16 protein-coding genes are annotated in these 17,474 nt (G+C 71.1%); 11 read left to right on the top strand and 5 right to left on the bottom strand.

Annotated features, from left to right (window positions below):
- Positions 1-28 precede the first annotated feature (28 nt).
- From ACZ4TV_RS00960 to ACZ4TV_RS00940, 5 genes are all read left to right on the top strand, one after another.
- Positions 29-1,264, top strand: coding sequence for an MFS transporter (locus tag ACZ4TV_RS00960; protein ID WP_468129311.1), 1,236 nt, complete (start codon positions 29-31; stop codon positions 1,262-1,264).
- A gap of 1 nt (position 1,265) precedes the next feature.
- Complete coding sequence (locus ACZ4TV_RS00955; protein ID WP_468129309.1) at positions 1,266-2,909, top strand: FAD-binding oxidoreductase; 1,644 nt, start codon at positions 1,266-1,268, stop codon at positions 2,907-2,909.
- Between the two features lie 79 nt (positions 2,910-2,988).
- Entirely contained in the window at positions 2,989-3,735 is a 747-nt protein-coding gene (locus ACZ4TV_RS00950; protein ID WP_468129307.1) for an SDR family oxidoreductase, read from the top strand.
- Positions 3,736-3,859: 124 nt separating this feature from the next.
- Positions 3,860-5,221, top strand: a complete 1,362-nt coding sequence (gene ccrA, locus ACZ4TV_RS00945; protein WP_468129306.1) for a crotonyl-CoA carboxylase/reductase — start codon at positions 3,860-3,862, stop codon at positions 5,219-5,221.
- Positions 5,222-5,250: 29 nt separating this feature from the next.
- Entirely contained in the window at positions 5,251-6,099 is an 849-nt protein-coding gene (locus ACZ4TV_RS00940; RefSeq protein ID WP_468129304.1) for a 3-hydroxybutyryl-CoA dehydrogenase, read from the top strand.
- A 65-nt stretch (positions 6,100-6,164) separates the two neighbouring features.
- Here ACZ4TV_RS00940 and ACZ4TV_RS00935 read toward each other — a convergent pair whose 3' ends face one another.
- Positions 6,165-6,623: a MarR family winged helix-turn-helix transcriptional regulator gene (locus ACZ4TV_RS00935; protein ID WP_468129302.1), complete on the bottom strand. Its 459-nt coding sequence runs from the start codon at positions 6,621-6,623 to the stop codon at positions 6,165-6,167.
- 200 nt (positions 6,624-6,823) lie between these two features.
- Entirely contained in the window at positions 6,824-7,525 is a 702-nt protein-coding gene (locus ACZ4TV_RS00930) for a ScbR family autoregulator-binding transcription factor (RefSeq protein WP_468129300.1), read from the bottom strand.
- 59 nt (positions 7,526-7,584) lie between these two features.
- On the opposite strand from ACZ4TV_RS00930, the gene ACZ4TV_RS00925 reads away from it, so the two are divergent.
- Both ACZ4TV_RS00925 and ACZ4TV_RS00920 read left to right on the top strand, forming a co-directional pair.
- A complete protein-coding gene (locus ACZ4TV_RS00925; protein WP_468129298.1) occupies positions 7,585-8,655 on the top strand; it encodes a ScbA/BarX family gamma-butyrolactone biosynthesis protein in 1,071 nt (356 codons plus the stop codon).
- 42 nt (positions 8,656-8,697) lie between these two features.
- Complete coding sequence (locus ACZ4TV_RS00920; RefSeq protein WP_468129296.1) at positions 8,698-9,663, top strand: NAD-dependent epimerase/dehydratase family protein; 966 nt, start codon at positions 8,698-8,700, stop codon at positions 9,661-9,663.
- A 70-nt stretch (positions 9,664-9,733) separates the two neighbouring features.
- On the opposite strand, the gene ACZ4TV_RS00915 is transcribed toward ACZ4TV_RS00920, so the two are convergent.
- The 3 genes from ACZ4TV_RS00915 to ACZ4TV_RS00905 all read right to left on the bottom strand — a co-directional run bounded on the left by ACZ4TV_RS00915 (position 9,734) and on the right by ACZ4TV_RS00905 (position 12,719).
- Positions 9,734-10,969 (bottom strand): cytochrome P450 family protein, encoded by a 1,236-nt coding sequence (locus ACZ4TV_RS00915; RefSeq protein WP_468129294.1) that lies wholly within the window; start codon positions 10,967-10,969, stop codon positions 9,734-9,736.
- 40 nt (positions 10,970-11,009) lie between these two features.
- Positions 11,010-11,471 (bottom strand): MarR family winged helix-turn-helix transcriptional regulator, encoded by a 462-nt coding sequence (locus tag ACZ4TV_RS00910; protein WP_468129292.1) that lies wholly within the window; start codon positions 11,469-11,471, stop codon positions 11,010-11,012.
- Between the two features lie 96 nt (positions 11,472-11,567).
- Positions 11,568-12,719: a sulfotransferase family protein gene (locus ACZ4TV_RS00905; protein WP_468129290.1), complete on the bottom strand. Its 1,152-nt coding sequence runs from the start codon at positions 12,717-12,719 to the stop codon at positions 11,568-11,570.
- A gap of 371 nt (positions 12,720-13,090) precedes the next feature.
- Between ACZ4TV_RS00905 and ACZ4TV_RS00900 the strand changes: the two genes are divergently transcribed.
- The 4 genes from ACZ4TV_RS00900 (at position 13,091) to ACZ4TV_RS00885 (ending at position 17,421) form a co-directional block, all read left to right on the top strand.
- A complete protein-coding gene (locus ACZ4TV_RS00900) occupies positions 13,091-14,344 on the top strand; it encodes a M20 metallopeptidase family protein (RefSeq protein WP_468129288.1) in 1,254 nt (417 codons plus the stop codon).
- Positions 14,345-14,445: 101 nt separating this feature from the next.
- Positions 14,446-15,213 (top strand): two-component system response regulator CseB, encoded by a 768-nt coding sequence (cseB, locus tag ACZ4TV_RS00895; protein WP_468129286.1) that lies wholly within the window; start codon positions 14,446-14,448, stop codon positions 15,211-15,213.
- Positions 15,210-16,499 carry a sensor histidine kinase gene (locus tag ACZ4TV_RS00890; protein ID WP_468129283.1) on the top strand — a complete coding sequence of 430 codons (1,290 nt, stop codon included), beginning with the start codon at positions 15,210-15,212 and terminating at the stop codon, positions 16,497-16,499. The genes cseB and ACZ4TV_RS00890 overlap by 4 nt, the downstream gene beginning before the upstream one ends.
- Positions 16,500-16,644: 145 nt before the next feature.
- Positions 16,645-17,421 carry an ABC transporter ATP-binding protein gene (locus tag ACZ4TV_RS00885; protein ID WP_468129892.1) on the top strand — a complete coding sequence of 259 codons (777 nt, stop codon included), beginning with the start codon at positions 16,645-16,647 and terminating at the stop codon, positions 17,419-17,421.
- Positions 17,422-17,474: the final 53 nt, after the last annotated feature.

Genomic DNA, 17,474 nt, shown 5'->3' with positions numbered 1-17,474 from the left:
CCGCACGTCCCTCCGGGAGGACCTCCTCATGCCGGCGCCCCTGTTCGCCCTCGTGCTCAGCGTGTTCAGCCTCGGCACCGCCGAGTCGGTGATCGCCGGACTGCTTCCCCAGCTCTCCACCGATCTCGGAGTGTCTCTCAGCGAAGCGGGCCTGCTGGTCTCGGGCTACGCCGTGACCGTGGTCGTCGGCGGCCCGCTCGTCACCCTGCTGACCAGCAGGCTTCCCCGCCGTCCCCTGCTCATCGGACTGCTGGTCCTGTTCACGGCCGGCAATCTGGCCGCGGCGCTGGCACCGGGGTACGGGACGCTGATGGCGGCCAGGGTCGCCTCCGCCCTCGCCCACTGCACGATGTTCGCGATCGCCCTGGTCACCGCCTCGGAGATCGCGGGACCCGCGAAGTCGGGCACCGCCGTGGCCCGCATCATCATCGGCGTCAACCTCTCGACCATCCTCGGGGTGCCGTTGGGGCTGATGCTGGCCCAGCAGTGGAGCTGGCGCGCCACGTTCTGGGGAGTGACCCTCCTCAGCCTGGCCGCGCTGGTGGCCGTGGCGGTCCTGGTTCCCCGTAGCGCCGCCCCTTCCGGCGGCGTCTCGGCGGAGTTCGGCGTGCTGCGCGACCGCCGGGTGCTGGTGGCCCTGCTGATGACGGTCGTCGCGATGACCGGCGGCTTCGGCGCCTTCACCTTCCTGACCCCCGTACTGCAACACGTCAGCGGTTTTGGTCCGCAGGCCGTCACCGCGCTGTTGTTCCTGTTTGGGCTGGGATCGCTGGCGGGCGGTGCGCTCGGCGGAAAACTGGCCGACCGCGCGCTGCTGGGATCCCTCACCGTCTTCCTGGGACTGCTCACCCTGGTCCTCCTGGTCTTTGCCGCCGTCGCGTCCCACCCCTTCGCGACCGTGCCGGCACTGATCGCCTTCAGCGTGCTGTTCTTCGCCCTCAACCCGGGTCTGGGCGCACGCATCCTCAACTCGGCGGCGGGCCGCGCTCCCACGCTCGCGGTGTCGATGAGCATCGCCTCCGTCCAGGCGGCGATCGCGGCGGGGTCCTGGCTCGGCGGGCGGGTGCTCGACGCCGGGTTCGGGCTGACGGCCGTCTTCACCGCCGGAGCGCTGCTCACCTGCGCCGGGGGCGTCATCGCCTGGTGGGAGTGGCGCGGCGAACGACGGGCCGCCGTACCGCTCCCGCACGCCTCCGCGACCCCCGCTCCCGCAACGCCCGGCGGGCGGACCGCCGCACTTTCGACCGATAGCCAAGGAGTATGACGTGAGCAACACAACGACCCGCAGACGGTTCGTCGCGGGAACCGCCGCCGGCGCGGGCGCCGCCGTCCTCGCCGGGGGAACGGGGCTGATAGGCGCCCGGTCCGCGTTCGCATCCGGTACGGAGGCGACGGAGACGGCCGCCGTGACCTCCGGCGGTGCGGCCACGGTGGTGCCGTCCGACGTGCGGTACCCGGACCTGGTACGCGGCACCAACGCACGGTTCGTCGGTACCCCGGAATCGGTGCGCGTCGTCACCACCACCGCGCACGTGGTCAGTGCGGTGCAAGAGGCGGTCACCGCCGGCAAGCGGATCGCGGTCCGCAGCGGCGGCCACTGCTACGAGGACTTCGTCGCCAACGCGGAGGTCAAGGTCGTCATCGACCTGTCGCGGATGAACGCCGTCGCCTTCGACACCGGCCGTAACGCCTTCGTCGTCGAGGCCGGTGCCAAGCTCGGCCACGTCTACGAGAGCCTCTTCAAGACCTGGGGAGTGACGGTCCCCGGCGGCGCCTGCCCCACGGTCGGCGCGGGCGGTCACATCCAGGGCGGGGGATACGGGGCTCTGTCCCGCAAGCTCGGCCTGATCAGCGACTACGTGTACGCGGTCGAGGTGGTCACGGTGAACGCGGCCGGAACGGCGCGCGCGGTGATCGCCACGCGGGAGCTCTCCGACCCCAACCGCGACCTCTGGTGGGCCCACACGGGCGGGGGCGGCGGCAACTTCGGTGTGGTGACCCGCTACTGGCTGCGCACCCCCGGGGCCTCGGGGAGCAACCCCGCGCAGTTGCTGCCGCAGCCGCCCTCCGAAGTGTGGATCTCGACCGTCTCCTGGTCCTGGGCCGAGCTGACCCGGGCCGGGTTCACCCAGCTGATGAAGAACTACGGCGACTGGCACGTGCGGTTCAGCGGCCCGAACGCCCCGGAGCTCGCGCTGTTCAGCGAGCTCAAGCCGGCCCACAAGGCCGGGGGAGCCGTCTCGCTGACCACCCAGGTCGACGCGGGCGTCCCGAACGCCGAGAAGATGCTCCAGGACTTCATCGCCTACGTCGGCGCGGGCGTCGGCGTCACGGCGCAGGTCGCGGACCACCGCAAGGTCACCTGGCTGCACGCCACCCAGTGGTCCGGGTTCACCGGCCCGGACCCGCTGTTCCGCTTCAAGGGCAAGCCGGCCTACCAGCGGAAGAACTTCACGGACGCCCAGGTCGATGCCATGTACCGGCACCTGACGCGCACCGATTACGCCCACGGGGGCGCGCTGATGCTGATCTCCGCGTACGGCGGCAAGGTCAACACGGTGGCCCCGGACGCCACGGCGGTGGCCCAGCGCGACTCGGTCCTGAAGGTGCAGGTCGCCGCGCTGTGGACCAGCCCCGCGGACGACGAGAAGCACCTGACCTGGCTGCGGGAGTTCTTCCGCGACCTCTACAGCGAGACGGGGGGCGTGCCCGCCCTCGACGGCGTCACGGACGGCATGTTCATCAACTACGCGGACGTGGACGTGCGGGACCCGGCCTGGAACTCCTCAGGCATCGCGTGGCACCGCCTCTACTACAAGGACAACTACCCCAAGCTGCGGCAGGTCAAGGCCAAGTGGGACCCGCGCGACGTCTTCCGGCACGCGCTCTCCATCGAGCTTCCTTCCTGATTACATGCTTGCGAATGAAACTATCTCCGGGTAAGTTTCATGTCATCCCTCCCACCCCACCGAAAGGTCTGGTTTCTCCATGAGCTCCACGGGTCGCCTGCAGGGCAAGTCCGCTCTGGTCACCGCTTCCTCCCGCGGCATCGGCCGCGCCATCGCCCTGCGCCTGGCGTCGGACGGCGCCGAGGTCGCCGTGACGTACCAGAGCAACGCGGCCGCCGCGCAGGAGGTCGTCGACACCATCGTGGCCGGCGGCGGCAAGGCCATCGCGATCAAGGCCGACTTCGCCGTCAAGAACGACATCGAGAGCGTCTACAAGGAGGTCCTCAACTCCTTCGGTAAGCTCGACATCGTCGTGAACAACGCGGGCATCGCGGGCAACGGCCCGATCGCCGAACTGGACGACGAGACCTTCGAGAAGGTCGTCGACGTCAACTTCAAGGGCACCTTCTACTCGCTGCGCCAGGCCGCGGCCAAGGTGAGCGACGGCGGTCGCATCATCAACATCTCCACCGGTTACACGCACGCCGCCTTCCCGGGCGTCGGCGCGTACGCCGCCACCAAGGCGGCCGTCGAGGCCCTCGGCCTCGCGCTGTCCAAGGAGCTCGGCGGTCGCGCGATCACCGTCAACTCGGTGCTGCCCGGCCTGATCGAGACCGACCAGACGGCCCCGATCAAGGACCAGTTCGACACCATCGCCCAGATGATGCCGCTCGGACGCATCGGTCAGCCGGACGACGTCGCCGACATCGTCGGCTTCCTGGCGAGCGACGACGCCCGCTACGTGACGGGCCAGTACATCGCGGCCGCCGGCGGCCTCGTCGTCTGACCCTTCCCAGGTCAGGTGCGGGCGGGACCGTCCCCCGCGTCCCGCCCGCACCCCCCACACCCCCCCGCACACCGCTCCGAGGCAACCCGCACGTGGCCGCCCGCGCCGATGACGAAGGACTGACATGGATTCCCTGGCCGAGGCCGTGCTGAACGGTGCCACCGCGGAGCAGCTCGAGCGCGAGCCGCTCCCGAACGACTACCTCGCCGTCCACACCCTGGCGGACGACGCGGCCATGTTCCACGGCGTCGCCGACAAGGACGTGCGCAAGTCCCTCCACGTCGGGCGGGTGCCGATGCCCGAGATCGCCCCCGACGAGGTCCTCGTGGCGGTCATGGCCTCCTCGATCAACTACAACACGGTGTGGTCCGCCACCTTCGAGCCGGTGTCGACCTACTCCTTCCTCAAGCGCTTCGCCCGGCAGGGCGGCTGGGCCGCCCGCCACGACCGGCCGTACCACGTGCTCGGCTCCGACGCCTCCGGCGTCATCGTCCGCGTGGGCGCCGGCGTACGGCGCTGGAAGACCGGCGACCACGTGGTGGTGTCCTGCGTCCAGGTCGACGACCAGGAGCCGGCCACCCATGCCGACGGCATGATGGGCGCGGAACAGCGGATCTGGGGATACGAGACCAACTTCGGGGGACTGGCCCACTACACCGTCGTACGGGCCAGCCAGCTGCTGGAGAAGCCCGCGCACCTCACGTGGGAGGAGTCGGCGAGCACCATGCTCACCGCCGCGACCTCCTACCGGATGCTGGTCAGCGACCGGGGTGCGCGCATCAAGCAGGGGGACATCGTCCTCATCTGGGGTGCCACGGGCGGCCTCGGAGGCTTCGCGGTCCAGCTGGTCAAGAACGCCGGCGGCATCCCGGTGGGCGTCGTCGGCTCCGAGGCGAAGGCGGAACTGCTGCGCCGGATGGGCTGCGACGTGGTGATCAACCGCAACGACATCGGTCTGGGGGGCGACGAGCCCCTGACGCCCGAGCGGACCATCGAACTCGGCAAGAGGCTGGGCCGGGCCATCCGCGAACGCGTGGGCGAAGACCCGCACGTGGTATTCGACTTCATCGGTCAGGCCACCTTCGGCATCTCCGTCTTCGTCGTCCGCCGCGGCGGCGCCGTGGTCACCTGCGGGTCGAGCACCGGTTATCAGCACACCTTCGACAACCGCTACCTGTGGATGAACCTCAAGCGCATCATCGGCAGCCACGCCGCCAATCTCCAGGAACAGTGGGAATGCAACCGGCTGTTCCGGCTGGGCCGCCTGATGCCGATCCTCTCCGAGGTGCACTCCCTCCAGGAGAGCGCCGAGGCCGCGCGCCGGGTCCAGCTCAACCGGCACACCGGGAAGGTCGGCGTCCTGGGGCTGGCCCCCGAGACCGGGCTCGGCGTGACCGATCCCGTCCTGCGCGCCCGCATCGGCGAGGACAGCCTCAACCCCCTGCGCACCGACCGCGCAGTCCGCACACCCGCGAGCGCCGGCTGACCGGCGCGGATCAGAAGGGCAGGACGGCCATGGTGGAAACAGTAGGAATCGTGGGCTGCGGCATCATGGGTGCCGGAATCGCCGAGCTCACGGCGCGGTCCGGGCTCGACGTACGGGTCGCGGTCGGCTCGGAGGAGTCCCGGCTCAGGGGGCTGAACAGGATCGTCGCCTCCCTCGACCGGGGCGTGGCCCGCGGCCGGATCACCGACGCGGACCGGTCGGCGGCACTGGGCCGCATCTCCTTCACCACCGACATGGGCGAGCTGGCCGACCGGCAGCTCGTGATCGAGTCCGTCCGGGAGGACGAGGAGACCAAGCTGGAGGTCTTCCGCACCCTCGACAAGGTCCTCGACGACGGGGCGATCATCGCCACGAACACCTCCTCGCTGTCGGTGGCCCGGCTGGCCGCGGCGACGAACCGCCCCGGGCACGTCGTCGGGATCCACTTCTTCAACCCGGTCCCGGTGCTCCCGCTGGTCGAACTCGTACCCTCGGTCCTCACGGCTCCCGAGACCGTCGCCAGGGCGAAGGCGCTCCTGACCGACACCCTCGGACGGACCGTCATCCAGGCACCGGACCGGGCCGGCTTCCTGATCAACGGACTGCTCTTCCCCTACCTGCTGTCCGCGATCCGGATGGTGGACAGCGGGCTGGCGACCGCCGAAGTCATCGACCGGGGAATGGAGTCGGGCTGCTCCCATCCGATGGGGCCGCTCAGGCTCGCCGACCTCATCGGTCTGGACACCACCGTCTCCATCGCGCAGGCGCTGTACGAGGAGACCAAGCAGCCGCTCCACGCGCCCCCGCCGCTGCTGCTGCGGATGGTCGAGTCCGGACTGCTCGGGCGGAAGTCGGGCCGCGGCTTCTACACGTACTGAGCGCCGCCGTTCGCCGCGACACACCGCAGCCCGGCTGCCCCCGCCCCGCCCCCGGAACCCCCGGGTCAGCCGGCGGGGGCAGCCGGGTCGTGCCGTAGACGGGCCACCAGCGAGGCGGTCCGGTGGTCGAAGGCCGCGACGTCCATCGCGGTGTGCAACTCCTTCGCGAAGGTGCCGGCGGCCTCCTCGATCACGGCTTCCCCGGCCTCGGTGACGTGCGCGTACGTCACCCTGCGGTCCTCGGCCCCGATCGTCCGTCCGGCGAGGTCGTCCTTCTCCAGGCGGGCCACCAGCCGGCTCACCGTGGACTGGCTCAACCCGATGGCGTCGGCGAGGTCCTGCATGCGAATGCCGCCGGAACGCTTGTTCTCCCGCATGACCACGAGAGCCGTGTACTCGGCGACGCTCACGCCGTGGACGCGCTGCAGCCGCCTGTCGAGGGTGTTGGAGATCTGGTTGGTGAGCACCACGAGGCGGCGCCAGGTGTCGAGTTCATCGTCGCGTCGCGCTTGAGCAGCAGCCATGTCTTCTTTCCCCAGCGCCGTTGTCAGGCCTCAATGTTCGCGCAATATTAATGCTCGCGCAAATATTCGTTACAAAGGCGGCCGGGGCGGGAAGAAGTGGCGCCTTGTGACGTGTTCGGAGGGAACGGCGCGTGCTCGGCGGAATCGGTTTTCCGCAGGGGCCGACAGCCCCTGCGGAACATGCTCCCGAGCCGGTTTATTCAGTGCCCGGCCCGACGCGTCGCGCCGGGCAGTTCCGTTTCGGCGGCAGCGGGCTGGGCGGCCCCCTGGAGTTCGGCCAGTACGCGGACTCCGCGGTCGGGCGCCATGTCGAGGCGCGCCAGAATTCCGGGAACGGTGACCGTCGGGAAGAGATGCGTGAGCAGCACGGAGATCCGCCTCTCCAGGTCCGTGCGATTGGTCATCGCCTGCGAGAGCAACTGCACTCCGGAGAAGGCGCCGACCAGGAGGTGTGCCATGTCCGCCACGTCGACGTGCGGATGCAACTCGCCGTGATCCTGGGCCTCTTGGAGTGCCCGGTGGTTCTGGTCGATCCAGGCCTGGAAGGGCTGGCGCCGGTCCGTATCGGTCATGGCGGGGTCCAGCGACAGCCGGATGCTTCCCTGGAGGACCGGATCGTGCGTGAGCGCGTGGGCGAACACCATGCCCGCGTCGATGAGTTCCTGCAGTTTCAGGGCCCTGGGGATCACGGGGAAACCTGAGTCGGTCACCTGGGCTCCGAGCACCGCTTCCGCGAGGTCCTTCTTGGACCTGAAGTGGAAGTAGAAAGCCCCTTTGGTGACATTCACCCGGTCGTATACGTCCTTGATCGTGGCGCCTTCATATCCGCGCTCCGCGAAGATGGCTCCGGCCGACTGCAGGATCGCTTGACGCGTTCTGACCGCGCGGTCCTGCTGTGCCACGTGTCGTTCCTCTCGTGTGGTGTCTCACCAGGTGGTTAAAGCTTGGAATTCAAACCGGCATGCACGTACTATATCAGCCACCGCAGATGATCTTGTATACCTGCGCTTCTTTTTGCCTGCCAATGGGGGGAACCATGGCCTTGCATACGTTTGAGGACCGTGTTCGGCATAAGAAGGCACCGGGCATCCTGGTGCCGCAGCCTCGGGTCGAGGCGCGAAGGGTCCCGGAGCGCCTGGTGCACCGGACCTCGGCCACCGACGTGCTGCCCGTCACCTGGGAGCGGACCGGTGAGACCCGCTTCCTCGCCACCGTCCGGTGGCCGCACGACCACCCGTCCTTCAGGCCGGTGGCCGGACGGTACTCACCGCTCGTCATCTCCGAGACGCTGCGCCAGACCGCGATGCTCCTCGCGCACGCGGAGTTCGGGGTTCCGATGGACCACCACTTCGTGATGTGGGACATCAGCCACACCGCCCGGCCGGAGCGCCTGCGCGTGGGCCCCACGCCCGCGGAGGTGACGGTGGAGGTCGACTGTTCGGACATACGCAGCCGCGCCGGCCGACTGGCGGGCATGCACTGCCACATGACCATCCGCATCGGCGCCGACACTGTGGCCGCCGGCGGCGGCGACCTCACCATCACCTCGCCGGCCGCGTACCGCAGGATACGCGCGGCGCGCCTCGGCGAGCGGCTGCCGGTCACCTCGCCGCCGCCCGCGCCGGAGGTCGCCGCAGCGCTCGACGCCAGGGAGGTCATGCTCGCCTCCGCCACGGGACCGGGGCGCTGGCAACTGCGCACCGACCGCCGGCACCCCTCCGTGTCCGGCCGCTCGAACGACCACTACCCCGGCATGGTCCTGGTGACGGCGGCGCTCCAGGCCGCCCGGGCCGTGATCGGGTCCGGCAGCTTCTACCCGGCGTCCAGCAGCATCCGCTTCAGCCGCTACGCCGAGTTCTCCTCGCCGTGCTGGATCGAGGCGCGGGTCGTCCCCGGAGACGGGGGAGCCGGCCCCGCCGTGCGGGTCACGGGCCACCAGGACGGTCAGCCGGTGTTCACGGCGATGCTCGCCGGCGCCCCGTCCGGCGCCCCGTCCGGCGCCCCGTCCGACGGCCCGCACCAGGCCGCGTAGAGCGCTGAGCGCTGCTCCCACCACCGAAAGGCCGGACCCCGCATGCCCGTACCCCGGGTGCTCGTCACGGGAGGCACCGGGTTCATCGGATCCCACGTGCTCCGCCGACTGTCCTCCCCCGAGGACGGTGCGGCCCCGCCCGCCCTGCGCCTCCTGACCCGTCGGCGCACGCCCCCGGCGGCCCTGCCACCAGGGACCGAGACGGTGCACGGCGACCTCGCCGACCCCGCGTCACTGCGCGGGGTGTGCGACGGAGTGGACGTGCTGCTCCATCTCGCCGCGTACGTCGGCGGCGACGAGGAGCGCTGCCACGCCGTCAACGCGGAGGGCACCGCGTCCCTGCTGGCGGAGGCGGCACGCGCCGGTGTCGGCCGGATCATCCAGCTCGGCACCGCCGCGGTCTACGGCAACGGCCCCCACCGGGGCGAGGCGGAGGGCGGGATCCCGCTGGGACCGGTCTCGCCCACCAGCGTCAGCCGCCGCGACGGCGAGCGCAGAGTGCTGGAGGCAGGGGGGACCGTGCTGCGCCCCCACCTCGTCTACGGGGCGGGCGACGTCTGGGTGGTGCCGGCGCTGGCGGATCTCGTACGGCGGATTCCGCACTGGGTGGACGGAGGGCGGGCGCTCGTCTCCATGGTCAGCGCCGACGACCTGGCCCGGGCCGTCGCGGCCCTGGTCCTGCGGCCCGCTCCCGGGGTCGCGGGTCAGGTCCTGCACGCCAGCCATCCCGAACCCGTCCGGGTGCGCGAGCTGGTGTCGGTGGTGGCCGGACAGCTCGGACTGCCGCTGCCGCAGGGGGAGGTCTCGGCCGCCCGGGCCGCCGAACTGCTGGGCGCCGACGGCGATCCCGTACGGGCCCGGCGGCTCACGCTGTTCACCGTCGACCACTGGTACGACAGCACGCGGTTGTGGGAGCTGACGGGCTGCCGGCCCGGACCGGGGTTCGCCGAGGCGTTCGGGCGGTACGCGCCCTGGTACCGCGACGCCCTCGCGGCCCGCCGCTCCTGACATCCCCTGGGGCTCGGCCCTTGCGTTCAGGACCTGCCCCGCCGGTTCGTACCGGCGGGGCAGGCCGGTCTCACGCGGCGGGACCGAGCAGTACGGGCAGCTCCAGGTGACCGTTCGAGATGAACGACGCCTGTGGACGGATCTGCTCGGGCGCCACCGCGAGCGACATCCCGGGGAACCGGGCGAACAGGGCGGAAAGGGCGACGGCGGTCTCCAGCCGCGCCAGGGGAGCCCCGAGGCAGTGGTGGACCCCGTGGCCGAAGGCCAGGTGTTCGCGCCGGGCGGCCCGCGTGACGTCGAACCGGTCCGCCGTGTCGCCGTGACGCTCGGGGTCACGTCCCGCGGCGGCGTAGGCGATCATGATCGGGTCGCCCTTGGGAATGACCACGTCACCGACGGCGATCTCCTCCACGGCGTACCGGAGGATGGAATGGGCACCCGGCGCCTCCAGGCGCAGCGTCTCCTCGATGACGTCGTCCCACGTCGCTCCGCCGCCGAGCACGAGGGCGAGCTGGTCCGGGTGGCTGAGAAGGGCGTGCACGGCGTTGTCGATCAGATTGACCGTCGTCTCGTACCCGGCCGTGTAGAGCAGGATCAGATTGTCGGCGAGTTCCTTCTCGCTCAGCCGCTCGCTGTTGTCGTCCCGTACCGCGATCAGGTCGGCCGTGAGGTCGTCCCCGGGCTGCTCGCGCTTGAGGACGAGCAGTTCCGTCATCGTGGCGTACAGGCGCGTGGCGTTCGCGAGCGACTCCTCCGGGGAGGAGGTCGTGGAGAAGAAGCCCTTGATGATCTGCTGGATCTCGTCGCGCATGTGCTGCGGAATTCCGAAGAGTTCGCACATGACCTGGTTGGGGACCGGATGGGCGAACGCCTCGCGCAGGTCCACCGGCCGATCGGACGGCAGGGCGGCGAGGCCGTCGAGGACGCCCTCGGCGATCTCCTCGATGCGCGGCCGCAGCGAGGAGACGCGGTGGGCGGTGAAGGCGGAGGCGACCGGCCTGCGCAGCCGCGCGTGGTCCTCCCCGTACGCGGTGACCATGTTCTGGACCGACACCCAGATGGCCAGGGGCCAGTCCTGGGATATCTCGCCCGCCTTCCAGGCGTCCCAGTGCCGGTAGGCGTCCTTGGAGACCCGCGGGTCGGTCAGCAGCTGCTTGATCACGTCGTAGCCGGTGACCGACCACACCACCACTCCGCCGGGCAACTCGACCTGGGCGACGGGGCCTTCCTTGCGGATCCGGGCGATCTCGCCGTGGATGTCGGCTCCGGAGGGGTCGATGGTGAACGGGCACTGAGGGCTTTGCACAAAAGTCTCCGATACGGGTTTCGACCGCGGCGCTCCCGGCTCACTCCGGGGCGGGGGCGGTCGTGGGATCGTGCCGCAGCCGTGCCACGACCGCGGCCGTACGCTCGTCGAACGCCGCCGTGTCCAAGGCGGTGTTGAATTCCTTCTGGAAGGTTCCTCTGGCCTCTTCGGCGATCGTCCGACCCTGGTCGGTGATCACCGCGTACGTACATCGGCGGTCGCGTTCGCTGATCTCCCGCGTCGCCAGCCCGCTGCTCTCCATGCGGGCGATCAGCCGGCTCACCGTGGACTGGTTGAGCCCGATCGCGTCGGCGAGGTCCTGCATGCGGATGCCCCCGCGATCGGCTTCCGTCAGGGTCGACAGGGCCGTGAACTCCGAGACGGACACGCCGTGCCGGCGCGTGAGCCGCTTGTCGAGCGAGCCGGACAGCAGACCCGTCAGCTGGGTCAGCTGACGCCACATCTCGATCTCCGCACCGTGGCGTCGACCCGAAGCAACCATGACTCTCTCCGCACACCGCATGGCCGGCCTGCTACCAGCGCGTCGGTCAATACTAATGCTTTCGCAAGCATGCGCCAACTGTGTCACACGGCACGATCACGCCCCGTAGGTCCTGCGGTACTCGGCGAACCGGCATCCGAGCTCCCGCCGCGAGAGCCCGAACTCCTCCGGCTCGAAGTGCCAGGCGCTCTGGGCCGACATGGCGGCCTCCCGGGCCAGTGCCACCATGTTCTGCTCGACCACCGGGGTGGTCGGCACGCCCACGAAGGCGGTCGCCCTGCGCAGCGTGGCCACGGGGTCGCCCACCAGGTCGGCGTGGCGGATGTCCAGGATCCGGTCCTCCCCGATGCGCGCGCGCGAGGCCTCGGCGTCCGCGAAGTGCCGCTCCAGCCAGTGCGCCCACTCGGCCCCGACCTCGGTGGGGTCCACCACCCCGGCCGCGTCCGCTATCCGCTGGGACCAGGCGATCCCGGCGGTGGTCGCCAGGACGTCGGCCGGGTCCCGGTGCATGCGGATGATGCGGGCCCGCGGGTAGACGCGTACGAGGTCGCTCAGGTACGGGGCGTGGAACGGGTCGCGCAGCACGAGCGCGCCGCCGGAGACCCGGTTGCAGACGGCCTGGAGCTGCAGCCGGTGGAAGCGGTAGGCGGGGACCATGTCCCGGCCCTCCATCCACGAGGAATAGCTCGGGACGCGGTGGGCCATCGAGAGCGCGGGGCTGTGGAAGGTGTTGGCCAGCAGCCACTGGCACGAGCCCGGGCGGGTGGCCTGGCGCAGCAGGCCGACGGCGCGGCCGGCGGTGGTGCGCCCGCCGGCGACCGCGTGGGCCCGGCCGCGGGCGATCAGGGCGCGACGCTCGCCCGGGGTGTCCGCCCCCGACGCGGGGTCCGCGAGTTCCCACATGGCGGGGGCGTCGACGCCGGGATGCTCGGCGAGCAGGTTGTGCAGCAGGGCGGCCCCGGTGCCGGGCATGCCCGTGATGAACACCGGTGCGTCCAGCGCCGGCGACGAGGGGGGTCGCAGCGCGGACACGCGCCTCTGCATCGCCAGGGACGACTTGATGCGGGAGCGCACGGCGGCCACGCCGGAGGAGGACAGCCGGGCTTCGGAGTTGATCGAGTCGACGAACCGCTCCAGTGCGTGCTGGAACGGAGGTTCGCACCCGTTCCTCAGCGTGTCGCCGTCAGACGGCTGAACCAGGTCCTCCATGTCCAGGAATCCGGCGTAGCCGGTAGTGCGCTCCCTCATCAAGACCCCTCAGTTGCTGATCAGGCATGGACCAACGGATGGCTGGACGCGAGGACCGAGAGGCATGGATAGCGGACGACTCCCCCCAGCCGACACAAAAAAACCTACATGCTGGTTGTGAATTCGCCAAGTTGCTTGAGATGTAGGGGTCTTTGAGGGGTTGGATTTGCCCATATGTGGAGTTGTGTCCTAGTTTTTTGGATCGGAAGCCGCAAGGTGACGTCTGAATCCGATCCAATAACCAGCACGGATGCACGTTCTGGCGGGCGGGGTATCGGCTGCGTGTCCGATGCGTGTCGTCGGCGTGGCGGCCCGGGACGCGTGGCAGACATGAGAGTCGGCGTACGTCCCGTTCCCATGGAGGAGATGCCGTGCGTGTTGCCGCGACCGGGGGAGCCTTCGAGGGGCTGCTCGCCGAGGCGCACGCCGGCCTGCCCGGCATCGTGGCGCTGCGCCGGAGCATCCACCGCTTCCCCGAGACGGGCAGGCACCTGCCCCGCACGCAGCGGGCCGTCCTGGAGGCGCTGGGCGGGCTGGGGCTGGACCTGGCCACCGGTTCCCGTCTGACATCCGTCACCGCCACCCTGGAAGGCGCGCGGCCCGGTCCGGCGGTCCTGCTGCGCGCCGACATGGACGCGCTGCCCCTGGATGAGGAGACCGGCCTGGACTTCACCTCCGAGGTGCCGGGCGCCATGCACGCCTGCGGTCACGACACCCACACCGCCATGCTCGTCGGGGCGGCCCGGCTGCTCGCGGCCCGCCGCTCACTGCTGGCCGGCCGCGTCGTCTTCATGTTCCAGCCGGCGGAGGAGTCCGGCGGCGGCGCCCGGCACATGATCGATGAGGGAGTGCTGGAGACCGCCGACGGCGGCGGGGTCGCGGCCGCGTTCGCCCTGCACGTCACCACGCGGTTCGACAGCGGCACCTTGCACCTGCGGCCGGGGCCCACCTTCGCCGCCTCCGACGGGCTGCGCGTGACCGTATACGGCCGGGGCGGACACGCCTCGGCACCGCACCGGGCCCTGGACCCGGTCCCCGTCGCCTGCGAGATCGTCCAGGCCCTGCAGTCCATGGTCACGCGGACCGTCGACGTCTTCGATCCGGCCGTGGTCACCGTCGCCTCGATCCACGCCGGCACGACGGGCAACGTCATCCCCGAGACCGCCGAGATCCGCGGCACCTTCCGCACTCTCTCCCCCGCTGCCCGGCAGTTGGTACGCGACGGCATCACCCGTATCGCCCACCACGTCGCCGCCGCTCACGGAGCGGACGCCGACGTCGCCCTGACCGAGGGCTACCCGCCCGTCGTCAACGACACCGCCTGCACAGCGGCCCTCCACGACACCGCGGCCATGCTCCTCGGGGCCGACCGGGTCCACCACCTGCCCGAACCGTTCATGGGTGCCGAGGACTTCTCCTACGTACTGCAGCGGGTGCCGGGCGCGATGGCCTTCCTCGGGGCCTGCCCGCCCGGTATCCCGCCCGCGCAAGCCCCCGACTGCCACTCCAACCGCGTCGTCTTCGACGAGGACGCCCTGGCCACGGGAGCCGCCGTCTACGCGGCGGCGGCCCTGCGAGCGGGGACCCTGCCCGGGGGCGGCCCGCGCGTGCCGCCGAGGACGTGACCGCGCCGCGGAGAGCGGTGGCCGACCCGCAGCCCGATGTCTGCCTTATCGTTCCTTCGGGTCGCCAGCTCCGCGGTGAGTGTCCAGGGGCCCGTCGTCGCATGACCGTCCGAAGAGGAGCATGGCCCGTGTCATCGTCCGCCCCGGCTCCGGCCTCCGCGCGCCCCGTTCGCGTGCTGCTGGTGGAGGACGACGACCTGATGCGCCGGTCGTTCACCGTTGCCCTCGAGCGCTACGGCTACCGGATGAAGGCGGCGGCCGACGGCCTGGCAGGGCTGGAACTCTTTCGCGAAGACAGCTTCGACCTGCTGATCCTGGACGTGATGCTGCCCGGTCTGGACGGGATCGGCCTGTGCCGCAGAGTCCGGGAGACCAGCTTGGTGCCGGTTCTGATGATGTCCGCTCGCGGTGACGGGCTCGATGTCGTCGCCGGTCTGGAGGCCGGGGCGGACGACTACGTGGTCAAACCCGTGGACACCTACGTCCTCGTGGCACGCATCCGCTCGCTGCTGCGGCGGGCGACCTACGCGCCCGCCCCGGAGCCCGGGCAGGCCGCGGGCGAGGGGCCGGTACGGTCCGAGGGCCAGGTGCTGGACTTCGGGGACCTGTCCATCGACACCGGCGGCCTGGAGGTGTTCGTCTCCGGAAGCCCGGTGGCGCTGACCCCGACCGAACTGAAGCTGCTGCTGGAGTTCGCCGCCCACCCGGGCATCGTGCTGGATCGGCACGCCCTGCTGCGCAATGTGTGGGACTACGGCTGGGACGGCGACAGCCGGGTCGTGGACCTGTGCGTGCAACGGCTGCGCAGGAAGCTGGGCCGGGACCGGATCGAGACGGTCCGCGGCTTCGGCTACAAGCTCAGGCGGTGAGCCCGGTGCGCCCGTTCCGCCGGCTGAGGCCCGCCCGCGTGCCCCTGCGCTGGAAGATCGCCGCGCTGGCCGCGGCCACGGCATGCCTGGTCGCGGTGACGGTGGGCGTACTGGTGCATGTGTGGACCGCGGGGGAAATCCGGGGCCGGGCCGAAATGGAGGTCTGGAACAGGCTGCACACGGCCATGGACGTCTACCGGCGCACCGGAACCCTCTCGGGCGGTGCCGAGCTCGATCCGGCCGAGCTGCCCGCGGCGCTGCGGCACCCGGCCGACGGTAACCGGCACACGGCCTACGACGGGTACGTCGACGAGAGCGTGGGCCCGACCGTCTGGGCCGCCCAGCGGGTCGACGGCCCCGGGAGCCCGGTGCTGGCCGTTCAGCTCAACATGGGTCCGGGGCTCTCGACGCTCCGCCGGCTCGACGTGATCCTGCCGGTGGCCTCGCTGGTCGCACTGGGATCGGCCACGCCCCTGGCGTTCTACGGAGCCGGGCTGCTGGCCCGCCGGCTGCGGCAGGTGTCCGAGACCGCGGGCCGGATCTCCGCCGGGGACCTCGATGCCCGGACCGGACCCACCAAGGGCCGCGACGAGGTGGCCGACATCGCCGCCACCGTCGACCTCATGGCGGACAGCCTCAGCCGACGGCTGCGCACCGAGCGCCAGTTCACCGCGGACGTGGCGCACGAGCTGCGCACCCCCGTCGGCGGTCTGCTGGCCACCGCGGACCTGCTGCCGCTCGATGAGACGGGCGATCTGGTCCGGGCCCGGGTGCGCGACCTGCGCGGCCTGGTCGAGGACCTGCTGGAGATCTCCCGCCTGGACGCCGGCGCCGAACAGCCGGTCCGCGCCCACGTCCCGCTCGATGCGGTCGTCGCCGAGGCAGTGGCGCGCACCGGCCTGGGCGCAGAGATCACCGTCGCCGACGCACAGCGCACACCGACCACACCGACCACACAGACCACACAGACCGTGGAAACCGACCCGCGCCGGCTCGAACGGATCGTCAGCAACCTCGTCGTCAACGCCCACCGGCACGGGGACACGCCGGTGCAGGTCACCGTCGAGGGCCATACGGTCGTCGTGCGCGACCACGGCCCCGGCTTCCCCTCCGACCTGCTGCGCGACGGCCCGCGCCGCTTCCACACGGGCGCGACGGAGCGCGGCTCGGGCCACGGCCTGGGCCTGACCATCGCCCTGGGCCAGGCCCGGCTCCTCGGTGCCGAGCTGCGCCTGGACAACGCCCCGGACGGCGGCGCCGTCGCCACCCTGCGCCTGCCGAACTGACCGCCTGCCCCCTCCCCCCCCGCCGCTACACAACCGATACACAGCGGAGCGGGGGCCGATACCTGGCGGCCGGGGGCCCCGATACGTTCCCCGGACACCCTTCGACGTGCAGGCTTTCGCACCCGAAGAGGAGTTCCCCGTGACCATCGACCCGCTCGGCGCGTTCCCACCCCACCCGGCGCCCGGAGTCGCGGCCGCCACCGCCGACCTCTCGAAGGTCTACGGCAGCGGCGACTGCCGCGTGGTCGCCCTGGACCGGGTCACCGTCTCCTTCCGGGAGGGCGAGTTCACCGCGATCATGGGGCCGTCCGGCAGTGGCAAGTCCACCCTGATGCACTGCGCCGCCGGACTAGACTCCTTCGACTCCGGTTCCGTCCGCATCGGCACCACCGAACTGAGCAGCCTGAACGACCGGCAGCTCACCGCGCTGCGCCGGGACCGGATCGGCTTCGTCTTCCAGGCGTTCAACCTGCTGCCGACGCTGACCGCGCTGGAGAACATCACTCTGCCGCTGTCCCTCGCCGGCCGGCAGCCCGACCGGCAGTGGCTGGACCACGTGGTGTCCATGGTCGGCCTCTCCGCGCGGCTGGAACACCGGCCCGGACAGCTGTCCGGCGGGCAGCAGCAGCGGGTCGCGGTGGCCCGCGCCCTGGTCTCCCGCCCCGCGCTCGTCTTCGCCGACGAGCCCACCGGCAACCTCGACTCCCGCGCCGGGGCCGAAGTCCTCGGGTTCCTGCGCGACTCGGTGCGTGAGCTGGGCCGGACCGTGGTCATGGTCACCCACGACCCCGTCGCCGCCGGCTACGCCGACCGCGTGGTCTTCCTCGCCGACGGCCGCCTCGTCGCCGAGATGACACGACCCACCCCGGACCGGGTCCTGGACCGGATGAAGGAGTTCGACGCCCGCGCCCGCACCAGCTGAGCCGGCCGCCGCCTCCGAGGACCGGCCCGTCACCCGCTCCCGTACGACGAGCC

The sequence above is a fragment of the Streptomyces sp. NPDC028910 genome (assembly GCF_055564955.1).
Note: the sequence above shows the minus strand (reverse complement) of the source record. Positions and strands in the feature narration are given on the sequence as shown.